Raw genomic sequence first — 16,760 nt, 5'->3', positions numbered from 1 at the left:
ATTGGTCACTCTGAAAAATAAACTTCAAAAAAACGTCAAAGTGCTTTTTTCTGTCACAGGTTTTGGAGTATTACGAAGACAGACCGCCGAAACCTGCAACACAGGTGGCGTCTTCCAAGACCCAGCTTGTGTGCAATTCACTTGAGTCCCGACAGGTGAATTCGGTGGCCACTTCGAGGCGCAGAGTATTGCGTCGACTGGCTCCCACAAAGGTGACCGAGTATGGATGATCACGGACGTAGCTCTTCTTCCAACCAGCCAATCCTTTATGTACTCGATACCAACGTATTGATTCACGATCCAAACGCCCTGCTTAATTTCGAAGAACACCACGTCGCCATCCCGATGACCGTGCTTGAAGAACTGGACAAGCTCAAGAGCGGGCATCACAGCGTTGCCGCGGAATGCCGCCAGGCGATTCGCCTGATCGACAAGACCCTGGGCGATGCCAGCCCCGAAGACGTCGAGTTGGGTGTACCTATCCAGCGCGGCAAGAGTGGGCCCAAGGGCTTGCTGTCCATTCTGATGAGCAAGCGTGCCGAGCCGAACATCATTCTGCCCGAGCATCTGAACGACAACATCATCATCAACCAGTTGATCGACCTGCGCGCACGTGATCCAAAACTGCCCGTGGTGCTGGTCACCAAAGATATCAACATGCGCCTCAAGGCCCGGGCTTGCGGGATTGCGGCCGAGGACTACAGCACCGACCAACTGGTCGACGACGTTTCGTTGCTGCCCAACGGTTATCACAACATGACCGGTTCGTTCTGGGATCGGGTGAGCAAAGTCGAAACCCGGCAGGACCATGGTCGCACCTGGCACCAGGTGCAGCTGATCGACAACCTGCCCGCGGTACACGTCAACGAGTTCATCATCGACGAACAGGGCTTTGTCGGCTGGATCAAGGAAATCCAGGTCGACAAGTTGCTGATCCTCGATCTGCATCAGGAACCTCTGTTGCACCAGGAAGCCTGGGGCCTGAAACCGCGTGACATCTATCAAAGCCTGGCGCTGTACGCCTTGCTCGATCCGGACATCCACCTGGTCAACCTGTCGGGTGCTGCCGGTTCCGGGAAAACCATCCTGGCATTGGCCGCCGCCATTGAGCAAACCATGGTCAGCAAGCGCTACCGGCGCATCATCGCCACCCGTAGCGTGCAGGGGCTGGACCAGGAGATCGGCTTCCTGCCGGGCACCGAAGCGGAAAAAATGGAGCCTTGGCTGGGCGCCATCACCGACAACCTCGAAGCCTTGCACATGGATGACGAGAGCACCCATGGCAGCGTGGATTACATCCTCAGCAAAGTGCCGTTGCAGTTCAAATCCCTCAACTACATTCGAGGCCGCAGCTTCCAGCAGAGTCTGATCCTGATCGATGAATGCCAGAACCTCACCCCGCACCAGATGAAAACCATCATCACCCGTGCCGGTGCCGGTTCCAAAGTGGTGTGCCTGGGCAACCTGGCGCAGATCGACACCCCTTACCTGTCCGCGACCAGTTCCGGGCTGACCTACTTGACCGAACGCTTCAAAGACTTCCCCAACGGGGTGCACATCACCCTGCAAGGGGTGCCACGTTCGATTCTGGCCGAATACGCCGAAACTCATTTGTAACCCTGACGAACCGGGCGGCCCAAAGCCGCCCGGTTTTTTATGGGCGATTGATTACCTGTGGGAGCGAGCTTGCTCGCGATAGCGGTCTCATATTCAGCATTGATGTTGACTGACACTCCGTCATCGCGAGCAAGCTCGCTCCCACAGGATTCAAGGTGATCTTGTAATCTTGCGTGCGGAAAATTGACTCACAGGTTTACAATCGACGCTCCTGATCAGGAGTAACCCTGTGCTGACTCATCTCGATTCCCAAGGTCGCGCCAATATGGTCGACGTCACCGAAAAAGCCGTGACGTCACGTGAAGCCGTGGCCGAAGCGCGTGTGCGCATGCTTCCCGAAACCCTGCAGATGATCGTCAGCGGCGGTCACCCCAAGGGTGATGTATTCGCCGTGGCGCGGATCGCCGGCATTCAGGCAGCGAAGAAAACTTCCGATTTGATCCCGTTGTGCCATCCGCTGATGCTCACCAGCGTCAAGGTCGAGCTCAATGCCGAAGGCGAGGACGCGGTGCATATCGTTGCCCGCTGCAAGCTCGCCGGGCAGACCGGTGTCGAGATGGAAGCGCTGACCGCTGCCAGTATCGCCGCGCTGACCATCTACGACATGTGCAAGGCCGTGGACCGTGGCATGACCATCGAGAACGTGCGCCTGCTGGAGAAACTGGGCGGCAAGAGCGGCCACTATCAGGTGTCCGAATAATGAAAGTGACGGTGAAGTTTTTTGCCCGCTACCGTGAGGCGCTGGGTGTGGATTCGCTGAACGTTGAGGGGGATTTCGCCTCGGTCGATGATGTGCGTGCGCTTCTGGTGCAGCGCGACGGTGCCGAGGTGTTGAGTGAACAGAACCTGATGTGCGCCCGCAATGAAGACCTGTGTCAGCTCGATGAGCCATTGACCGACGGCGATGAAGTGGCGTTTTTCCCCACCGTGACCGGAGGCTGAACATGGCGATTCGCGTGCAGTCCGCGGCGTTCGACCCCGGCAGCGAAGTCAATGCGATGCACGCGGCGAATGTCGGCGTCGGCGCGGTGGTGAGTTTTGTCGGCTATGTGCGTGACTTCAATGATGGCCGTGAGGTCGCCGGGATGTTTCTTGAGCACTATCCCGGCATGACCGAAAAGGCCCTCGGCAAGATCGCGCTCGAAGCCGGGCAGCGCTGGCCGCTGCTCAAACTTGAAGTGCTGCACCGGATTGGCGCCCTGGAACCGGGCGAGCCGATTGTCTTCGTTGGCACCGCCAGCGCCCACCGCCAGGCGGCGTTCGACGCCTGCGCCTTTGTCATGGACTACCTGAAAACCCGCGCGCCGTTCTGGAAAAAAGAAAACACCAGCGCCGGGCCTCGCTGGGTGGAAGGGAAGGACAGTGATCATGCGGCGGTGGAGCGTTGGAAAGAGTAATCCCCTTCGTTCTCTATTGGCAGTGATGCCGTCTTCGCGGGCAAGCCCGCTCCCACAGGATATGCGCGAACCCTGTGGGAGCGGGCTTGCCCGCGAAGGGGCCATCAGCAGCACCGTACATCTTCCTGCTTTGCCCCAATTCATCCTCGCGACCAAAGGAAGGACAAAGTGTGGACAGTCGATTGACGGTAAATACATAAAAGTCCAGTATGGAATTATAAGTACAAAAAAGGCGCTTCACCTTTCACTTTTCCTTCTGTCTTGCAAAACCAACAACAACCCGCGAGAGAACGAACATGAAGAAACTCACCCTCATCGGTGGTCTGGCCCTCAGTCTGTTAGCGTGCAGCAGCCTGTTCGCCGCCGAGAAAACCCTGCGCATTGGCATAGAAGCGGCGTATCCGCCGTTTGCATTCAAAACGTCCGAAGGCAAAATCGGCGGCTTCGATTACGATATTGGCAATGCGCTGTGCGCGCAGATGCAGGTCAAGTGCGAGTGGATCGAGAGCGAGTTCGACGGCCTGATTCCATCGCTGAAAGTGAAGAAAATCGATGCCGCGCTGTCTTCGATGACCATCACCGCGGAGCGCAAGAACTCGGTCGACTTCACCCACAAGTACTACTTCACCTCGTCGCGGCTGGTGATGAAGCAAGGCGCTGTGGTTGACGATCAGTACGCCAGCCTCAAAGGCAAAACGGTTGGCGTGCAACGGGCCACCACCACTGATCGTTACGCTACTGAAGTCTTCGAACCCAAGGGGATCACGGTCAAGCGTTACGGCAACAATGAAGAAATCTACATGGACCTCGCGTCCGGTCGCCTGGACGCCATTTTCGCCGATACCATTCCTCTGGATGATTTCCTGTCGATGCCGCGTGGCGCCGGTTATGCCTTTGTCGGCCCGGAACTCAAAGACCCGAAATACGTCGGTGAGGGCGCCGGGATCGCCGTGCGCAAGGGCAATACCGAACTGGTGAGCCAGCTGAACAAGGCCATCGACGACATTCGTGCCAATGGCGAATATCAGAAGATCCAGGCCAAGTACTTCAAAACGGATATTTACGGCGACTGATCAATCGCCATCGCGAGCAAGCTCGCTCCCACAGTGGATCGTCGTCGAACACAAATACTCTGTGCACTGAAGATCAAATGTGGGAGCGAGCTTGCTCGCGATAGCGGCAGGACAGTCGACATGAATGTTGAATGTTAAACCTCAATCGCGAGCAAGCTCGCTCCCACAGGGTCAGTCCTTCAACTCCTTCAACTCCTTCAATTCCTTCAAATGCTTGTACACCGTGGCCCGGCCCATGTTCAGCACGTTCGCCACGTAGTTGGAGGCGCTTTTGCCCTTGAAGGCGCCTTCGGCGTACAGGGCCAGCACCAGTTCGCGTTTATGCTCGCGGGTCAGCAGGTTGAGGCTCAGCTGGCGTTCGCGCAGCCACGCGTGCAGGAAGGTGTTGATTCGCTCCTGCCAGTCATCCCGAAACAGTGAGTCCGGTTGGGCTATCAGCTTGCTTGGCGACAGGAACAAATCCAGCGCCGCCTTGGCATTTTCGAACAGCGAGATATTCAGGTTGATGCACAGCACAGCCAGTGGCTGGCCGTTGCCGTCGCGCAGCACGCTGCTCAGACTGCGGATTTTCTGACCGTCCCAGTTGAGCTTTTCGTAGGGGCCAATGTTCCGTTCGCTGACCTCTTCGCTGAGCATGTCTTCCAGCGCGGCATCGTCGCCGATTTCGCGCTTGGACAGGTTGTTGGCGATGTAATCGATTTTTTGCGTGCGCAAATCGTGCAGCACCACCTCGGCATGGGGGTAAAACAGCGTGGCGATGGCGTCGGCAATCGCCCGGAAGTTATCCAGGGCGGGATCTTGTCGAGGTGATGTCATAGGGTGTTGCTCCAGGCAGCGTCAGCGCCCTGGCGAAAAGGGCGCTGGGAGTTTGCCGCAATCGAGGCAGGTCGTCACCTCGGGGCATTTTAACCGAGGCGCGCGGGGGAGAGCATTGCGGCGTTCAGGCCAAAGCGCGTCAATTGTTCGGGCAAGGCTTCGCCGCGTGCCAGCGCGGCACTGGCCTGGCCCATGGCCGGCGAGGTCTGGATGCCGTAACCGCCCTGGGCTGCGACCCAGAACAGGCCTGGCACCTGCAGGTCGAAACCGCACAGCAGATCACCGTCGCTGACAAAGCTGCGCAGCCCGGCCCAGGTTCGGATCGGACGGCGAATAGTCAGCGTGGTGGCTTCTTCGATCTGGTAAATGCCCATGGCGATGTCCAGCTCTTCGGGCTGCACGTCGTGGGGTTCGACCGGGTCGGCGTTGGCCGGGGAGCCGAGGAACATCCCGGCATCCGGTTTCATGTAGAACGACTCGTCGAGACTGACCAGCATCGGCCAGTCATGGATATCCAGCCCTTCGGGGCCGGCGAAGATAAACGCCGCACGGCGCTTGGGTTGCAGGCCGAGCGGTCTGGCCCCGGCCATCTCACCGATCTTGTCCGCCCAGGCTCCTGCCGCATTGATGACCACTGGAGCGCTGAAAGTCTGTTTGGCGGTTTCAACCTGCCAGTTACCTTGGGCGTCACGGGTCAGGCTCTGGACTTCGCTGTCGGTATGCACTTGCCCCTGATTGCGCCGAATGCCGCGCAGATAACCTTGGTGCAGGGCATCGGTGTCGATATCGCTGGCGCTCGGGTCGAAAATCGCGCCGTGGACTTTCTCCCGACGCAGAATCGGCAGTCGCGCACAGGCTTCATCGGCGCTGAGCAATTGCATCTCTGGCACGCTGGCCTTGGCACTCAGGTATTGAGTATTCAGTTCTTGCGGGTCACCGGTGAAGTCCACGGTCATTTCCCCGCGCGCAGTCAGCAGCGGGTGTTCGCAGAAACCGGTCGGCGGCGCATCGAAAAAGTCTCGACTGGCGAGGGTCAATGCGCGGACCTGGGGTGTGCCGTACGCGGCGGTATACAAGGCGGCGGATCGCCCGGTGGAGTGATAGGCCGGATGCGATTCACGCTCCAGCACAATCACTCGGGCGTGGCGCGACAGCCAGTAACCGGTGGATGCACCGGCGATACCGCCGCCGATGATGATGAAATCTGCCTGGGTCATGAAACTCTCCTGCGGGGGGCACAAGGCTGGTGTGAGAGCGGGCATTTGTGGCGAGGGAGCTTGCTCCCGCTCGGCTGCGAAGCAGTCGTAAACCGGCACATGGGTTTTAACTGAACGAACCCGTCGCCTGATTTAGGGCCGCTTCGCGCCCCAGCGGGAGCAAGCTCCCTCGCCACAGGGGATCGCATTCGGTCTGTGTTAGCTATTGCGCTGCAAATGGTAAAGGGCATTGGCCAGTGCGATGTCTTCCAGGCCCAGGCCAATGGAGCGGAAGAATACGTGGCGGTCGTAGGCTGGACGCGGTGTCTGGTCGCTGAGCAGCTCTGGCAGATCGCCGCGAATGGCGCTTTTATCCCAGCCATGCTGCTCGCTGGCGATCAACATTTCCCCGGCCGAGCCGGGGGTGGTCTGACGATAGTCGCAATAGACCTGCATTTCATTCAGCGCTTGCGGCGGCACTTCATGAGCTCGCGGCGCGTTGGTGCTGATTGAGGTGATCAGCGCCGGTTTGCTCAATGCAAGCGGGTCGATCACCGGGCCGGCCGAGGAGGTGCAGAGCATGATCACATCGGCGTCTTCGAGTGCTTGCTCGCGACTGGCAACGATCTGCAAGCGTGGATCAAGTGCGCGCAGTGACGCGAGCGCCTCAGGGGCTTTGCCGGCCAGGCTCGGCGAATAGAGGCTGATGCTTTGCCAGTCGCGCAGGTTTTTCACGTAATGCAGGTGAGCCTGGGCTACAGGACCGCTGCCGATGATCGTCAAGCGCTGAGCTGCGGGTGCGGCGAGCGCATCAACCGCCACCGCAGTGGTCGCGGCGGTGCGGGCGGTGGTCAGTTCGCCAGCGTCGCAGAGCAGCAATGGCTGGCCGGTCTCCATTGACATCAGCAGCGTCCAGGCCGTCACCAACGCGCCTTCGCTGCGCACGATGTAGGGCGAGGTTTTCACGCCGTACACGCGGTCTTCGGCCAACACACCAAGGTAGTTGATGAAATCGCCGGCACCTTGGGGGAATTCCACCCACTGCTGAGCCGGTTGCACGGCTTGCCCGGCGGCCAGGTCACGGAACAGCTTGCGCAGGATCTGCGGCACGTCGACGTGTTCGAGTAGTTGGCGGGCTTGGGCTTGGGCGATCACATAAGGCGTGCTGGACATGCGGATGCTCCCGTGGAGGCGAATGTAAACTAATTTGTCCATTATGGACTTTTTGTTCTGACAGGCAATATCCGGACGAAAAAAAACGCAGACCGTTTCCGGGCTGCGTCTCTTTTATTGCGCCGGGTTTTACGGGCGCTTGCGCTCTACAGGTCGTAGTAGGTGCGTCGGTGGCGTTTCGCAATTGATCTTGCGACCTAGCAGCGCCTCGATGGACGGTAGCTGGTAGGAGTCGTCTTCACCGGCAAAACTGATGGATACACCATCGGCGCCGGCACGACCGGTACGACCGATGCGGTGCACATAGTCATCCGGAACTTCCGGCAGGGTGAAGTTGATGACGTGGCTGATACCCTCGATGTGAATGCCGCGACCGGCAACATCGGTGGCCACCAGCACGCGGATCTTGCCTTCGCGGAAACCTTCCAGGGTCTTGATGCGCTTGTGCTGCGGCACATCGCCAGACAGTTGCGCCGCGTTGACACCATCGCGTACCAGGCGTTCTTCGATGCGCCGCACTTCGTCCTTGCGGTTGGCGAAGACCATCACCCGTTCCCAGCCGTTATCGTTGACCAGGTTGTAGAGCAGTTTGTATTTATCGGCACCAGCCACCGCGTAGATGTGTTGCTCGACGTTTTCGCTGGCCACGTTCTGCGCTTCGATCTCGACGATCGACGGGTCGGTGGTCCATTGCTTGGCCAGGTTCATCACGTCTTCGGTGAAGGTCGCAGAGAACAGCAGCGTCTGACGCTCGTTTTTCGGCGGGGTCTGGCGAATGATCTGACGCACTTGTGGGATGAATCCCATGTCGAGCATCCGGTCGGCTTCATCCAGCACCATGACTTCGACCATATCCAGGTGCACGTCGCCGCGCTGGTTGAAGTCGAGCAAGCGACCCGGAGTGGCCACGAGAATGTCGCAGTGACGGGCTTCGAGGTTCTTGAGTTGCTTGTCGAAGTCCATGCCGCCGACAAATGTCATGACGTTGAGGCCGGTGTACTTGGTCAGGTCGGCTGCGTCTTTGGCGATCTGCACCACCAGTTCCCGGGTCGGGGCGATGATCAGTGCCCGCGGTTCACCCATGTAGCGCTCTTTGGGCGGTGGGGTTTGCAGCAGCTGAGTGATGATCGAAATCAGGAAGGCGGCGGTTTTGCCGGTGCCGGTCTGGGCGCGACCGATGGCGTCTTTACCCGCGAGGGTGAAGCCAAGTACCTGTGCCTGGATCGGCGTGCAATACGGAAAGCCCAGGTCCTGGATGGCGTGCATCAGTTCGGGAGCGAGTTTGAAGTCGTGGAAGCGGGTTTTGCCTTCCTGGGGTTCGACGACGAAATCTTCGAGTTTCCAAGGGATAGCGGGCGCTTTGGGCTTCGGTTCGCGACGCGGTTTTGCCGGTTTCGGGGCTTCGCTGCACGGCTGTTCAGAGGCAATGGCCGGGGCAGAAGGGGCGGTCGGTGTGATCACCGGCTCGTGCTTCGGTGTCGCTGCGGTTGCGGTCCGGCCAGGCTGATTACCGTCGGTGCGGTGGCTGGGGGTATGAGGCGGAGCGCTGGAGCCAGGCGCGAGCTGCTCAGCCTCGCTTTTACCGAACATTTTCTTGAGTGCTTTGAGCACGGTCATCTCATTTCAATTGGTTAAGTGCCGGGCAGTGTAATGCAAGAATCGGGCGCGGCGTAGTGCATTGGTCACCCGGCTACAGGAAGTTTCGATTTCAACGCAAACGGTCGGCCAGCCACACGCCTATATCGCGAATTTCTTCGGGTAACACTTCGTGGCCCATTGGGTATTCCTGCCATGTCACGGTGACATCAAGTCGCTTCAAATGCTCATAGGCGGTTCGGCCCATGGCATTTAGTACGACCTCATCGTAATGACCATGCAGGCAATACACCGGAATTCGCTGTTGACTGGCCGATAATTGCAGTTCGTCACTGAATGTCGGCGCGTAAGTGGAGAGGGCGAGCACGCCCCCCAAAGGGCCTTGCCACTGCAAAAAGGCCGTGTGTAAAACCACTGCGCCGCCTTGTGAAAAACCAGCGAGAAAAATCCGCGAGGCGTCTATTCCGCCGGTTCGCTGCTCTTCAATCAAATTGACGAGCGTTTGCGCGGACTCATCCAGCTGCTCGCGGTTGATTGCCCGTGCCGGGCTCATGGCCAGAATGTCGTACCAGCTGGGCATCTCGTATCCGCCGTTGATGGTCACGGCGCGGGTCGGTGCCTGGGGCAAAACGAAGCGGGTGGTCAGCAGACTTTCTTGCAGCGCCTCGGCTACCGGCAGGAAGTCGTAGCGGTCCGCGCCCAGGCCATGAAGCCAGATTACGCAGGCGTCGACGGGCTTGGCGGGCTGAAGAATCAAGGTTTGGGTCATATCTGCACCATTATTGTGCGCGCACTCTTATTCAGTGAGCTCGGTCGGCGTGCGCGGCTGGTTGATCAGTTAAGAATATGTCGCAATGCTGAAAGTTTTGCTATTGATCCGCAGCTTAAACGTTTTGACGGGCGGTGTGGTACGGGCTTTGCTATAGGAAAATCCGTACATGTAATCCTGCGCCGAGCGGTAACACTATCAGGGTACCTTCGGTTGTGGGATAGCAAAGAATCCAGTGATGGACGTTCGCCAAAGGCCGATACGGGCTTAGCGAACATTGAAAGGGCTACAGTCCGTTCGGCCGATTGGTGAGAAGTAGTTTTCCATTATGTGGAATTTTCTCCTACTAGACTCATGGCTAGGCCTAACGCCGCTTGACCCTAAAAAAAACCTACACGGGTCAACAGCGCCTCATAAGGGTGCGGCAAGGCTCAAGCTCCGACACAACAAGAGCAAAAACTTGGAGGTTTGAATGAAGATGTTGAAATCCACCCTGGCCATCGTGACTGCAGCTGCAGTGCTTGGTGTCAGTGGGTTCGCTCAGGCGGGTGCAACCCTGGATGCAGTGCAGAAGAAAGGTTTCGTACAGTGCGGTGTAAGTGATGGTCTGCCGGGCTTCTCGGTTCCGGACTCCACTGGCAAGATCATCGGCATCGACGCTGACGTCTGCCGCGCTGTGGCCGCTGCCGTTTTCGGTGATGCGACCAAGGTCAAATTCAGCCAGTTGAACGCCAAGGAGCGTTTCACCGCGCTGCAATCGGGCGAAATCGACGTGCTGTCGCGTAACACCACCTGGACCAGCTCCCGTGATTCGGGCATGGGTCTGGTGTTCGCTGGCGTGACTTACTACGACGGCATCGGCTTTCTGGTAAACAACAAGCTGGGCGTCAAGAGCGCTAAAGAGCTCGACGGTGCCACCATCTGCATTCAAGCCGGTACCACCACCGAGCTGAACGTTTCCGACTACTTCCGCGGCAACGGTCTGAAATACACCCCGATCACCTTCGACACCTCCGATGAAAGCGCCAAGTCGCTGGAATCCGGTCGTTGCGACGTGCTGACCTCCGACAAATCCCAGCTCTACGCACAACGCAGCAAGCTGGCGACCCCGGGCGACTACCTCGTTCTGCCGGAAACCATCTCCAAGGAGCCTCTGGGCCCGGTCGTGCGTAAAGGCGACGAAGAGTGGTTCAGCATCGTCAAGTGGACCCTGTTCGCCATGCTCAACGCCGAAGAAATGGGCATCACGCAGAAAAACGTCGAAGCCGAAGCCAAAGCCACCAAGAACCCGGACGTCGCTCGTCTGCTGGGCGCTGATGGTGAATACGGCAAAGACCTGAAAGTGAAGAAGGACTGGGTTGTCCAGATCGTCAAGCAAGTGGGTAACTACGGTGAAGTGTTCGAGAAAAACCTCGGCAAGAGCACTCCACTGGCCATCGACCGCGGGCTGAACGCTCTGTGGAACAACGGCGGCATTCAATACGCACCACCAGTGCGCTGATGGTTCTATCACCCGGTGGGCCAACCGCCGGGTGATGTTCTGTTCCATTATTTCCGGGGCACTTCATGCAAAATTCAATCGGCGCACCAAAGCAGAGGCTCAGCCTCAGCGATCCACGAGTGCGTGCGTGGGTATTTCAGATCATCACGATTGTCGCGGTGGTCTCGATGGGCTGGTATCTGTTTGATAACACCCAAACCAACCTTCAGCACCGGGGCATTACCTCCGGTTTCGACTTTCTCGAGCGCAGCGCCGGATTCGGCATCGCTCAGCACCTGATCGACTACACCGAATCGGACAGCTATGCCCGGGTGTTTGTCATCGGTCTGCTCAATACCCTGTTGGTGACCTTCATCGGCGTCATCCTGGCAACGGTCCTCGGCTTCATCGTCGGCGTTTCCCGGTTGTCGCATAACTGGATCATCAGCAAGCTGGCGACCGTCTACGTCGAGGTCTTCCGTAACATTCCACCGCTGCTGCAGATCCTGTTCTGGTACTTCGCGGTGTTCCTGACCATGCCAGGGCCGCGCAACAGTCATAACTTCGGCGACACCTTCTTCGTCAGCAGCCGTGGCTTGAACATGCCGGCAGCCCTGACCGCCGACGGGTTCTGGCCGTTCGTGAGCAGCATCGTGGTGGCCATCGTCGCCATCGTGCTGATGACCCGCTGGGCCAACAAGCGTTTCGAAGCGACTGGTGTGCCGTTCCACAAGTTCTGGGCTGGCCTGGCGCTGTTCCTGGTGATCCCTGCGTTGTGCGCGCTGATCTTTGGCGCTCCGCTGCATTGGGAAATGCCGCAGCTGCAAGGTTTCAACTTCGTCGGTGGCTGGGTGTTGATCCCGGAACTGCTGGCCTTGACCCTGGCCCTGACGGTGTACACCGCGGCATTTATTGCCGAGATTGTGCGTTCGGGCATCAAGTCGGTCAGCCATGGCCAGACCGAAGCGGCCCACTCGCTGGGGCTGCGCAACGGTCCGACCCTGCGCAAGGTGATCATCCCGCAAGCCCTGCGCGTGATCATTCCGCCGCTGACCAGCCAATACCTGAACCTGGCGAAAAACTCCTCGCTGGCGGCCGGTATCGGTTATCCGGAAATGGTCTCGTTGTTTGCCGGTACGGTGCTGAACCAGACCGGGCAGGCGATTGAAGTCATTGCCATCACCATGAGCGTGTACCTGGCGATCAGTATCAGCATTTCCCTGCTGATGAACTGGTACAACAAGCGCATTGCGCTGATCGAGCGGTAAGGAAGAGCGCATGACGACTCATACTTTCAAACCCGACATGCCACCACCGAGCAGCAGCATCGGTATCGTGGCGTGGATGCGGGCGCACATGTTCTCCAGCTGGATCAACACTCTGCTGACGCTGTTCGCGTTCTATCTGATTTACCTGATAGTTCCACCTATCGTGAGCTGGGCGATTCTCGACGCCAATTGGGTCGGCACCACCCGCGCCGATTGCACCAAGGAGGGCGCCTGCTGGGTGTTCATCCAGCAGCGCTTCGGCCAGTTCATGTATGGCTACTACCCGGTGGACTTGCGCTGGCGCGTGGACCTGACCGTGTGGCTGGCGGTGATTGGCGTGGCGCCGTTGTTCGTCGCACGCGTTCCACACAAAGCAATCTACGGCCTGAGCTTTCTGGTGCTGTACCCGATCATTGCCTTCCTCCTGTTACATGGCGGCGTGTTCGGCATGGTCGAAGTGGCGACCAGCCAGTGGGGCGGCCTGATGCTGACCCTGGTGATCGCTACGGTCGGTATCGTCGGCGCACTGCCGCTGGGTATCGTGCTGGCCTTGGGCCGTCGTTCGAACATGCCGGCGATTCGAGTGGTCTGCGTGACCTTCATCGAATTCTGGCGCGGCGTACCGTTGATCACGGTGCTGTTCATGTCTTCGGTGATGTTGCCGTTGTTCCTGCCCGAAGGCATGAACTTCGACAAACTGCTGCGGGCGCTGATCGGCGTGATCCTGTTCCAGTCGGCCTATATCGCTGAAGTGGTGCGTGGCGGTCTGCAAGCGATCCCCAAAGGTCAGTACGAAGCGGCTGCAGCGATGGGCCTCGGTTACTGGCGCAGCATGGGGCTGGTGATTCTGCCGCAAGCCTTGAAGCTGGTGATTCCGGGCATCGTTAACACCTTTATTGCGCTGTTCAAGGACACGAGCCTGGTGATCATCATCGGCTTGTTCGATCTGCTCAACAGTGTCAAACAAGCCGCCGCCGACCCGAAATGGCTGGGCATGGCCACCGAAGGCTATGTGTTCGCAGCCCTGGTGTTCTGGATTTTCTGTTTTGGTATGTCCCGCTATTCCATGCATTTGGAACGTAAGCTGGACACAGGCCACAAGCGTTAGGAGCGTAGTTTATGAGTGAAGCGATCAAACAGCCTGTGAGCCCTGAAGGCATTATTCAGATGCAGGGCGTGAACAAGTGGTACGGCCAGTTCCACGTATTGAAAGACATCAACCTGAACGTCAAACAGGGCGAGCGTATCGTCCTGTGCGGCCCGTCGGGTTCCGGCAAATCGACCACCATTCGCTGCCTCAACCGTCTGGAAGAACACCAGCAGGGCCGCATCGTGGTCGATGGCGTGGAACTGACCAACGACCTCAAGCAGATCGAAGCGATCCGCCGTGAAGTCGGCATGGTGTTCCAGCACTTCAACCTGTTCCCGCACCTGACCATCTTGCAGAACTGCACGCTGGCACCGATGTGGGTGCGCAAGATGCCCAAGCGCAAGGCCGAGGAAGTCGCCATGCATTACCTGGAGCGCGTGCGCATTCCAGAGCAGGCGCACAAGTATCCGGGGCAACTGTCCGGTGGTCAGCAACAGCGTGTGGCGATTGCCCGTGCGCTGTGCATGAAACCGAAAATCATGCTGTTCGATGAGCCGACTTCGGCACTCGATCCGGAGATGGTGAAAGAGGTTCTGGACACCATGATCGGCCTGGCCGAAGACGGCATGACCATGCTCTGCGTAACCCACGAAATGGGCTTCGCCCGTACCGTGGCCAACCGCGTGATCTTCATGGACAAGGGCGAAATCGTCGAACAGGCTGCGCCGAACGACTTCTTCGACAACCCGCAGAATGAACGGACCAAGTTGTTCTTGAGCCAGATTTTGCATTGATTGGCACTTGGTAGAGAAATAAACCCGGACAATGTTCCGGGTTTATTTTTGTCTAATATTCGGATCAGGATGCAAGCATCGTTTCCTGTTCCGGGAAGCGTGCGGCCAGCAGCCGCTTCAAGTCAGTGCCTTCGTTCATCGCTTGTATTTCAGCAAGTAAGTGAGGATGACGATCCAACAGGCGCATTAGCGTGAACAAAGCTTGAGGTGGGGGAAGTTCCCCGCGCTCGTATCGTGAAAAGGCATTGTGGCCGGCGCCGGAAAGCAGCTTCACCGCTTCCTTCTGCGTGAGATGCAGTTTGCGACGGATGCGTTTCATCTCGGTGCCCATGATTTCAAAGCAATCTTCGAGTAGCTGATCGCCAGCGTCGGAATAGCGCTCGGCGCTGTCAGTATCGTTATCGAAAATGATTTCACCGCAGACCTTGCACTCCCAGCCGGCAATGTCGTGCACCCATCGTGAAACGTTCTTGTAGTCCACAGTGAGACTGCGACGTTCGAAATGTCGCATTGCGTCTTGTGCTCCACAACTCATGCATTGCCGCGTATTCATAAGTTCTTCTCCTTGAAAGAGATCACCGGAGGCCCGCCATCGGGGCAGTAGGTCACTTTGATGTAAAGCTCCAGGTCATGAAATGTAGTGTGATAAACGTCCTGCCAGTTTCGGTGATCGGAATAGCAAGTCATCGACTTGTAGAGCATCCGGCGCTCCAGTGAGCAAATGGCTTTTTGCATGTCTTGCAGGTTTAGCCCCATGCGCTTGCCTGGGGATTCCACGCGCACTTGGACACCCATTCCACGAACACTTGGACAGTGATTCCACGCTGACTTGGACACTCATTCCACGAGCACTTGGACAGTGATTTTCCACTGACCCAACCCATGCTCAGGCAGGCAGCGACGCAGGATTATTCACTACCATCGACCTCTTTTCTCGAAGCGAAGAGGTCGTCGTGGAGCGTATATCCATGCGTAAAATCCGAGAGGTACTACGCCTAAAGTTCGACGCCGGCCTGTCCGTGCGCAAGATCGCCACCAGCCTTCGCATCAGCAGTGGCAGCGCCGGCAACTACCTGCATCGCTTCAACGCTTGCGGGCTGACCTGGCCGACGGCGTTGTCGGATGCTGAACTGGAACGCTGTCTGTTCCCGCCAGCGCCGACGGTTCCCAGCGATCAACGGCCGATGCCCGACTGGGCTCATGTTCACGCAGAACTGCGCCGCCCCGGCGTGACTCTGGCTCTGCTCTGGCAAGAGTATCGGCTCAGCCATTCGCAAGGCTTCCAGTACAGCTGGTTCTGCGAGCACTACCGCCTCTGGGCCGCCAAGGTCGATGTGGTCATGCGTCAGGAGCACCGAGCTGGCGAAAAACTGTTCGTCGATTACGCTGGCCAAACCGTGCCAGTTATCGACCGGAAAACCGGCGAAATCCGTCAGACGCAGATCTTCGTCGCCGTCCTGGGCGCCTCAAGCTACACCTTCGCCGAGGCCACCTGGTCGCAAAAACTCCCAGACTGGCTGGGCTCGCACACTCGGTGCTTCGCTTTTCTGGGCGGCACCTCACAGATTCTGGTGCCGGACAATCTACGCAGTGGCGTCACCAAAGCACATCGCTACGAGCCCGACATCAACCCCAGCTACCGTGATCTGGCCGAGCATTACGGCGTAGCGGTGCTGCCCGCGAGATCCCGAAAACCCAAGGACAAAGCCAAGGTTGAAGTTGGTGTGCAAGTGGTCGAGCGCTGGATCCTAGCGGTCTTGCGCGACCGCCAGTTCTTCTCTCTCGGCGAACTCAACATAGCAATCGGACTGCTGCTGGATCGCCTCAATCAAAAGCCCTTCAAGAAGCTGCCCGGCTCGCGCCGGTCGGCCTTCGAGAACATCGACCGGCCCGTGCTGCAACCGCTGCCGGAACATCCTTACGTTTACGCCGAGTGGAAAAAAGTGCGGGTACACATCGACTACCACGTCGAAGTCGACGGCCATTACTACTCGGTGCCGTACCAGCTGGTGAAGCACCAACTCGAAGTGCGGCTGACCGCGCAGACTGTCGAGTGCTTCCACGCCAATCAGCGCGTGGCCAGTCATCTGCGCTCGCAGCACAAAGGTCGCCACACCACCCACACCGAGCACATGCCCAAGAGCCACCGCGAACATGCCGAGTGGACGCCACAACGGCTGATCCGTTGGGCAGAGCAGACCGGCCCGAACACGGCCGGCGTCATCGCCTACATCCTCGAGCGCCGAATTCATCCGCAGCACGGCTTCCGTGCCTGTCTGGGCATCCTGCGCCTGAGTAAACAGCACAGCGAAGAGCGGCTGGAAGCCGCTTGCCAGCGTGCGCTGGCACTCGGCGCATGCAGTTACAAAAGCCTCGAATCGATCCTGCGCCAAGGCTTGGAACGGCTGCCGCTGACCCAGCAAAACCTGCCACTGCTGCCCGAAGAACACATCAACCTGCGTGGCCCCGACTACTACCACTGACCTGAAAA

The 16,760-nt window shown here is 58.3% G+C and carries 17 protein-coding genes; 10 read left to right on the top strand and 7 right to left on the bottom strand.

The features are described 5' to 3' along the window. The first annotated feature begins 222 nt into the window (after positions 1 to 222). The 5 genes from AC3I0A_RS22385 (at position 223) to AC3I0A_RS22365 (ending at position 4,087) form a co-directional block, all read left to right on the top strand. On the top strand, positions 223 to 1,617 hold the full coding sequence (locus AC3I0A_RS22385; RefSeq protein WP_489374767.1) for a PhoH family protein: 1,395 nt from the start codon (positions 223 to 225) through the stop codon (positions 1,615 to 1,617). A gap of 229 nt (positions 1,618 to 1,846) precedes the next feature. Beyond that, positions 1,847 to 2,317, top strand: coding sequence for a cyclic pyranopterin monophosphate synthase MoaC (gene moaC / locus AC3I0A_RS22380; protein ID WP_489374765.1), 471 nt, complete (start codon positions 1,847 to 1,849; stop codon positions 2,315 to 2,317). Next, positions 2,317 to 2,559: a MoaD/ThiS family protein gene (locus tag AC3I0A_RS22375; RefSeq protein ID WP_489374763.1), complete on the top strand. Its 243-nt coding sequence runs from the start codon at positions 2,317 to 2,319 to the stop codon at positions 2,557 to 2,559. Before moaC ends, AC3I0A_RS22375 begins: the two co-directional genes overlap by 1 nt. Before the next feature lie 2 nt (positions 2,560 to 2,561). Then, positions 2,562 to 3,014 carry a molybdopterin synthase catalytic subunit MoaE gene (gene moaE / locus AC3I0A_RS22370; RefSeq protein WP_489374761.1) on the top strand — a complete coding sequence of 151 codons (453 nt, stop codon included), beginning with the start codon at positions 2,562 to 2,564 and terminating at the stop codon, positions 3,012 to 3,014. Between the two features lie 296 nt (positions 3,015 to 3,310). Further along, positions 3,311 to 4,087: an ABC transporter substrate-binding protein gene (locus AC3I0A_RS22365; RefSeq protein WP_489374759.1), complete on the top strand. Its 777-nt coding sequence runs from the start codon at positions 3,311 to 3,313 to the stop codon at positions 4,085 to 4,087. 171 nt (positions 4,088 to 4,258) lie between these two features. Here AC3I0A_RS22365 and AC3I0A_RS22360 read toward each other — a convergent pair whose 3' ends face one another. The 5 genes from AC3I0A_RS22360 to AC3I0A_RS22340 form a co-directional block, all read right to left on the bottom strand. After that, positions 4,259 to 4,903: a helix-turn-helix transcriptional regulator gene (locus tag AC3I0A_RS22360; RefSeq protein WP_489374757.1), complete on the bottom strand. Its 645-nt coding sequence runs from the start codon at positions 4,901 to 4,903 to the stop codon at positions 4,259 to 4,261. A gap of 89 nt (positions 4,904 to 4,992) precedes the next feature. Continuing rightward, the gene (locus AC3I0A_RS22355) at positions 4,993 to 6,120 is read right to left on the bottom strand and encodes an NAD(P)/FAD-dependent oxidoreductase (RefSeq protein WP_489374756.1); all 1,128 of its coding nucleotides are present in this window, start codon (positions 6,118 to 6,120) and stop codon (positions 4,993 to 4,995) included. A 198-nt stretch (positions 6,121 to 6,318) separates the two neighbouring features. Beyond that, positions 6,319 to 7,272: an ornithine cyclodeaminase family protein gene (locus AC3I0A_RS22350; RefSeq protein WP_489374754.1), complete on the bottom strand. Its 954-nt coding sequence runs from the start codon at positions 7,270 to 7,272 to the stop codon at positions 6,319 to 6,321. 129 nt (positions 7,273 to 7,401) lie between these two features. Beyond that, positions 7,402 to 8,889 carry an ATP-dependent RNA helicase RhlB gene (gene rhlB / locus AC3I0A_RS22345; protein ID WP_489374752.1) on the bottom strand — a complete coding sequence of 496 codons (1,488 nt, stop codon included), beginning with the start codon at positions 8,887 to 8,889 and terminating at the stop codon, positions 7,402 to 7,404. A 91-nt stretch (positions 8,890 to 8,980) separates the two neighbouring features. Then, a complete protein-coding gene (locus AC3I0A_RS22340) occupies positions 8,981 to 9,637 on the bottom strand; it encodes an alpha/beta hydrolase (protein ID WP_489374750.1) in 657 nt (218 codons plus the stop codon). Between the two features lie 472 nt (positions 9,638 to 10,109). Here AC3I0A_RS22340 and AC3I0A_RS22335 point away from each other — a divergent pair, with 472 nt between their 5' ends. The 4 genes from AC3I0A_RS22335 to AC3I0A_RS22320 all read left to right on the top strand — a co-directional run bounded on the left by AC3I0A_RS22335 (position 10,110) and on the right by AC3I0A_RS22320 (position 14,269). Then, complete coding sequence (locus AC3I0A_RS22335) at positions 10,110 to 11,138, top strand: amino acid ABC transporter substrate-binding protein (protein ID WP_489374748.1); 1,029 nt, start codon at positions 10,110 to 10,112, stop codon at positions 11,136 to 11,138. 65 nt (positions 11,139 to 11,203) lie between these two features. Then, a complete protein-coding gene (locus AC3I0A_RS22330; protein ID WP_489374746.1) occupies positions 11,204 to 12,385 on the top strand; it encodes an amino acid ABC transporter permease in 1,182 nt (393 codons plus the stop codon). 10 nt (positions 12,386 to 12,395) lie between these two features. Beyond that, a complete protein-coding gene (locus tag AC3I0A_RS22325; RefSeq protein ID WP_489374744.1) occupies positions 12,396 to 13,493 on the top strand; it encodes an amino acid ABC transporter permease in 1,098 nt (365 codons plus the stop codon). Positions 13,494 to 13,504: 11 nt separating this feature from the next. Continuing rightward, entirely contained in the window at positions 13,505 to 14,269 is a 765-nt protein-coding gene (locus AC3I0A_RS22320; protein WP_489374742.1) for an amino acid ABC transporter ATP-binding protein, read from the top strand. A gap of 64 nt (positions 14,270 to 14,333) precedes the next feature. On the opposite strand, the gene AC3I0A_RS22315 is transcribed toward AC3I0A_RS22320, so the two are convergent. After that, positions 14,334 to 14,822, bottom strand: a complete 489-nt coding sequence (locus AC3I0A_RS22315; RefSeq protein ID WP_489374740.1) for a type II toxin-antitoxin system MqsA family antitoxin — start codon at positions 14,820 to 14,822, stop codon at positions 14,334 to 14,336. Beyond that, positions 14,819 to 15,064 (bottom strand): type II toxin-antitoxin system MqsR family toxin, encoded by a 246-nt coding sequence (locus AC3I0A_RS22310; protein WP_489374738.1) that lies wholly within the window; start codon positions 15,062 to 15,064, stop codon positions 14,819 to 14,821. The genes AC3I0A_RS22315 and AC3I0A_RS22310 overlap by 4 nt, the downstream gene beginning before the upstream one ends. Positions 15,065 to 15,237: 173 nt before the next feature. Between AC3I0A_RS22310 and istA the strand changes: the two genes are divergently transcribed. Continuing rightward, a complete protein-coding gene (gene istA, locus AC3I0A_RS22305) occupies positions 15,238 to 16,752 on the top strand; it encodes an IS21 family transposase (RefSeq protein ID WP_489374736.1) in 1,515 nt (504 codons plus the stop codon). Positions 16,753 to 16,760 lie beyond the last annotated feature (8 nt).

It is taken from the genome of Pseudomonas sp. KH_024_B2 (assembly GCF_057839965.1).
The sequence above is the reverse complement of the archived record's forward strand: the minus strand, read 5'-3'. Positions and strand labels throughout refer to the sequence as shown.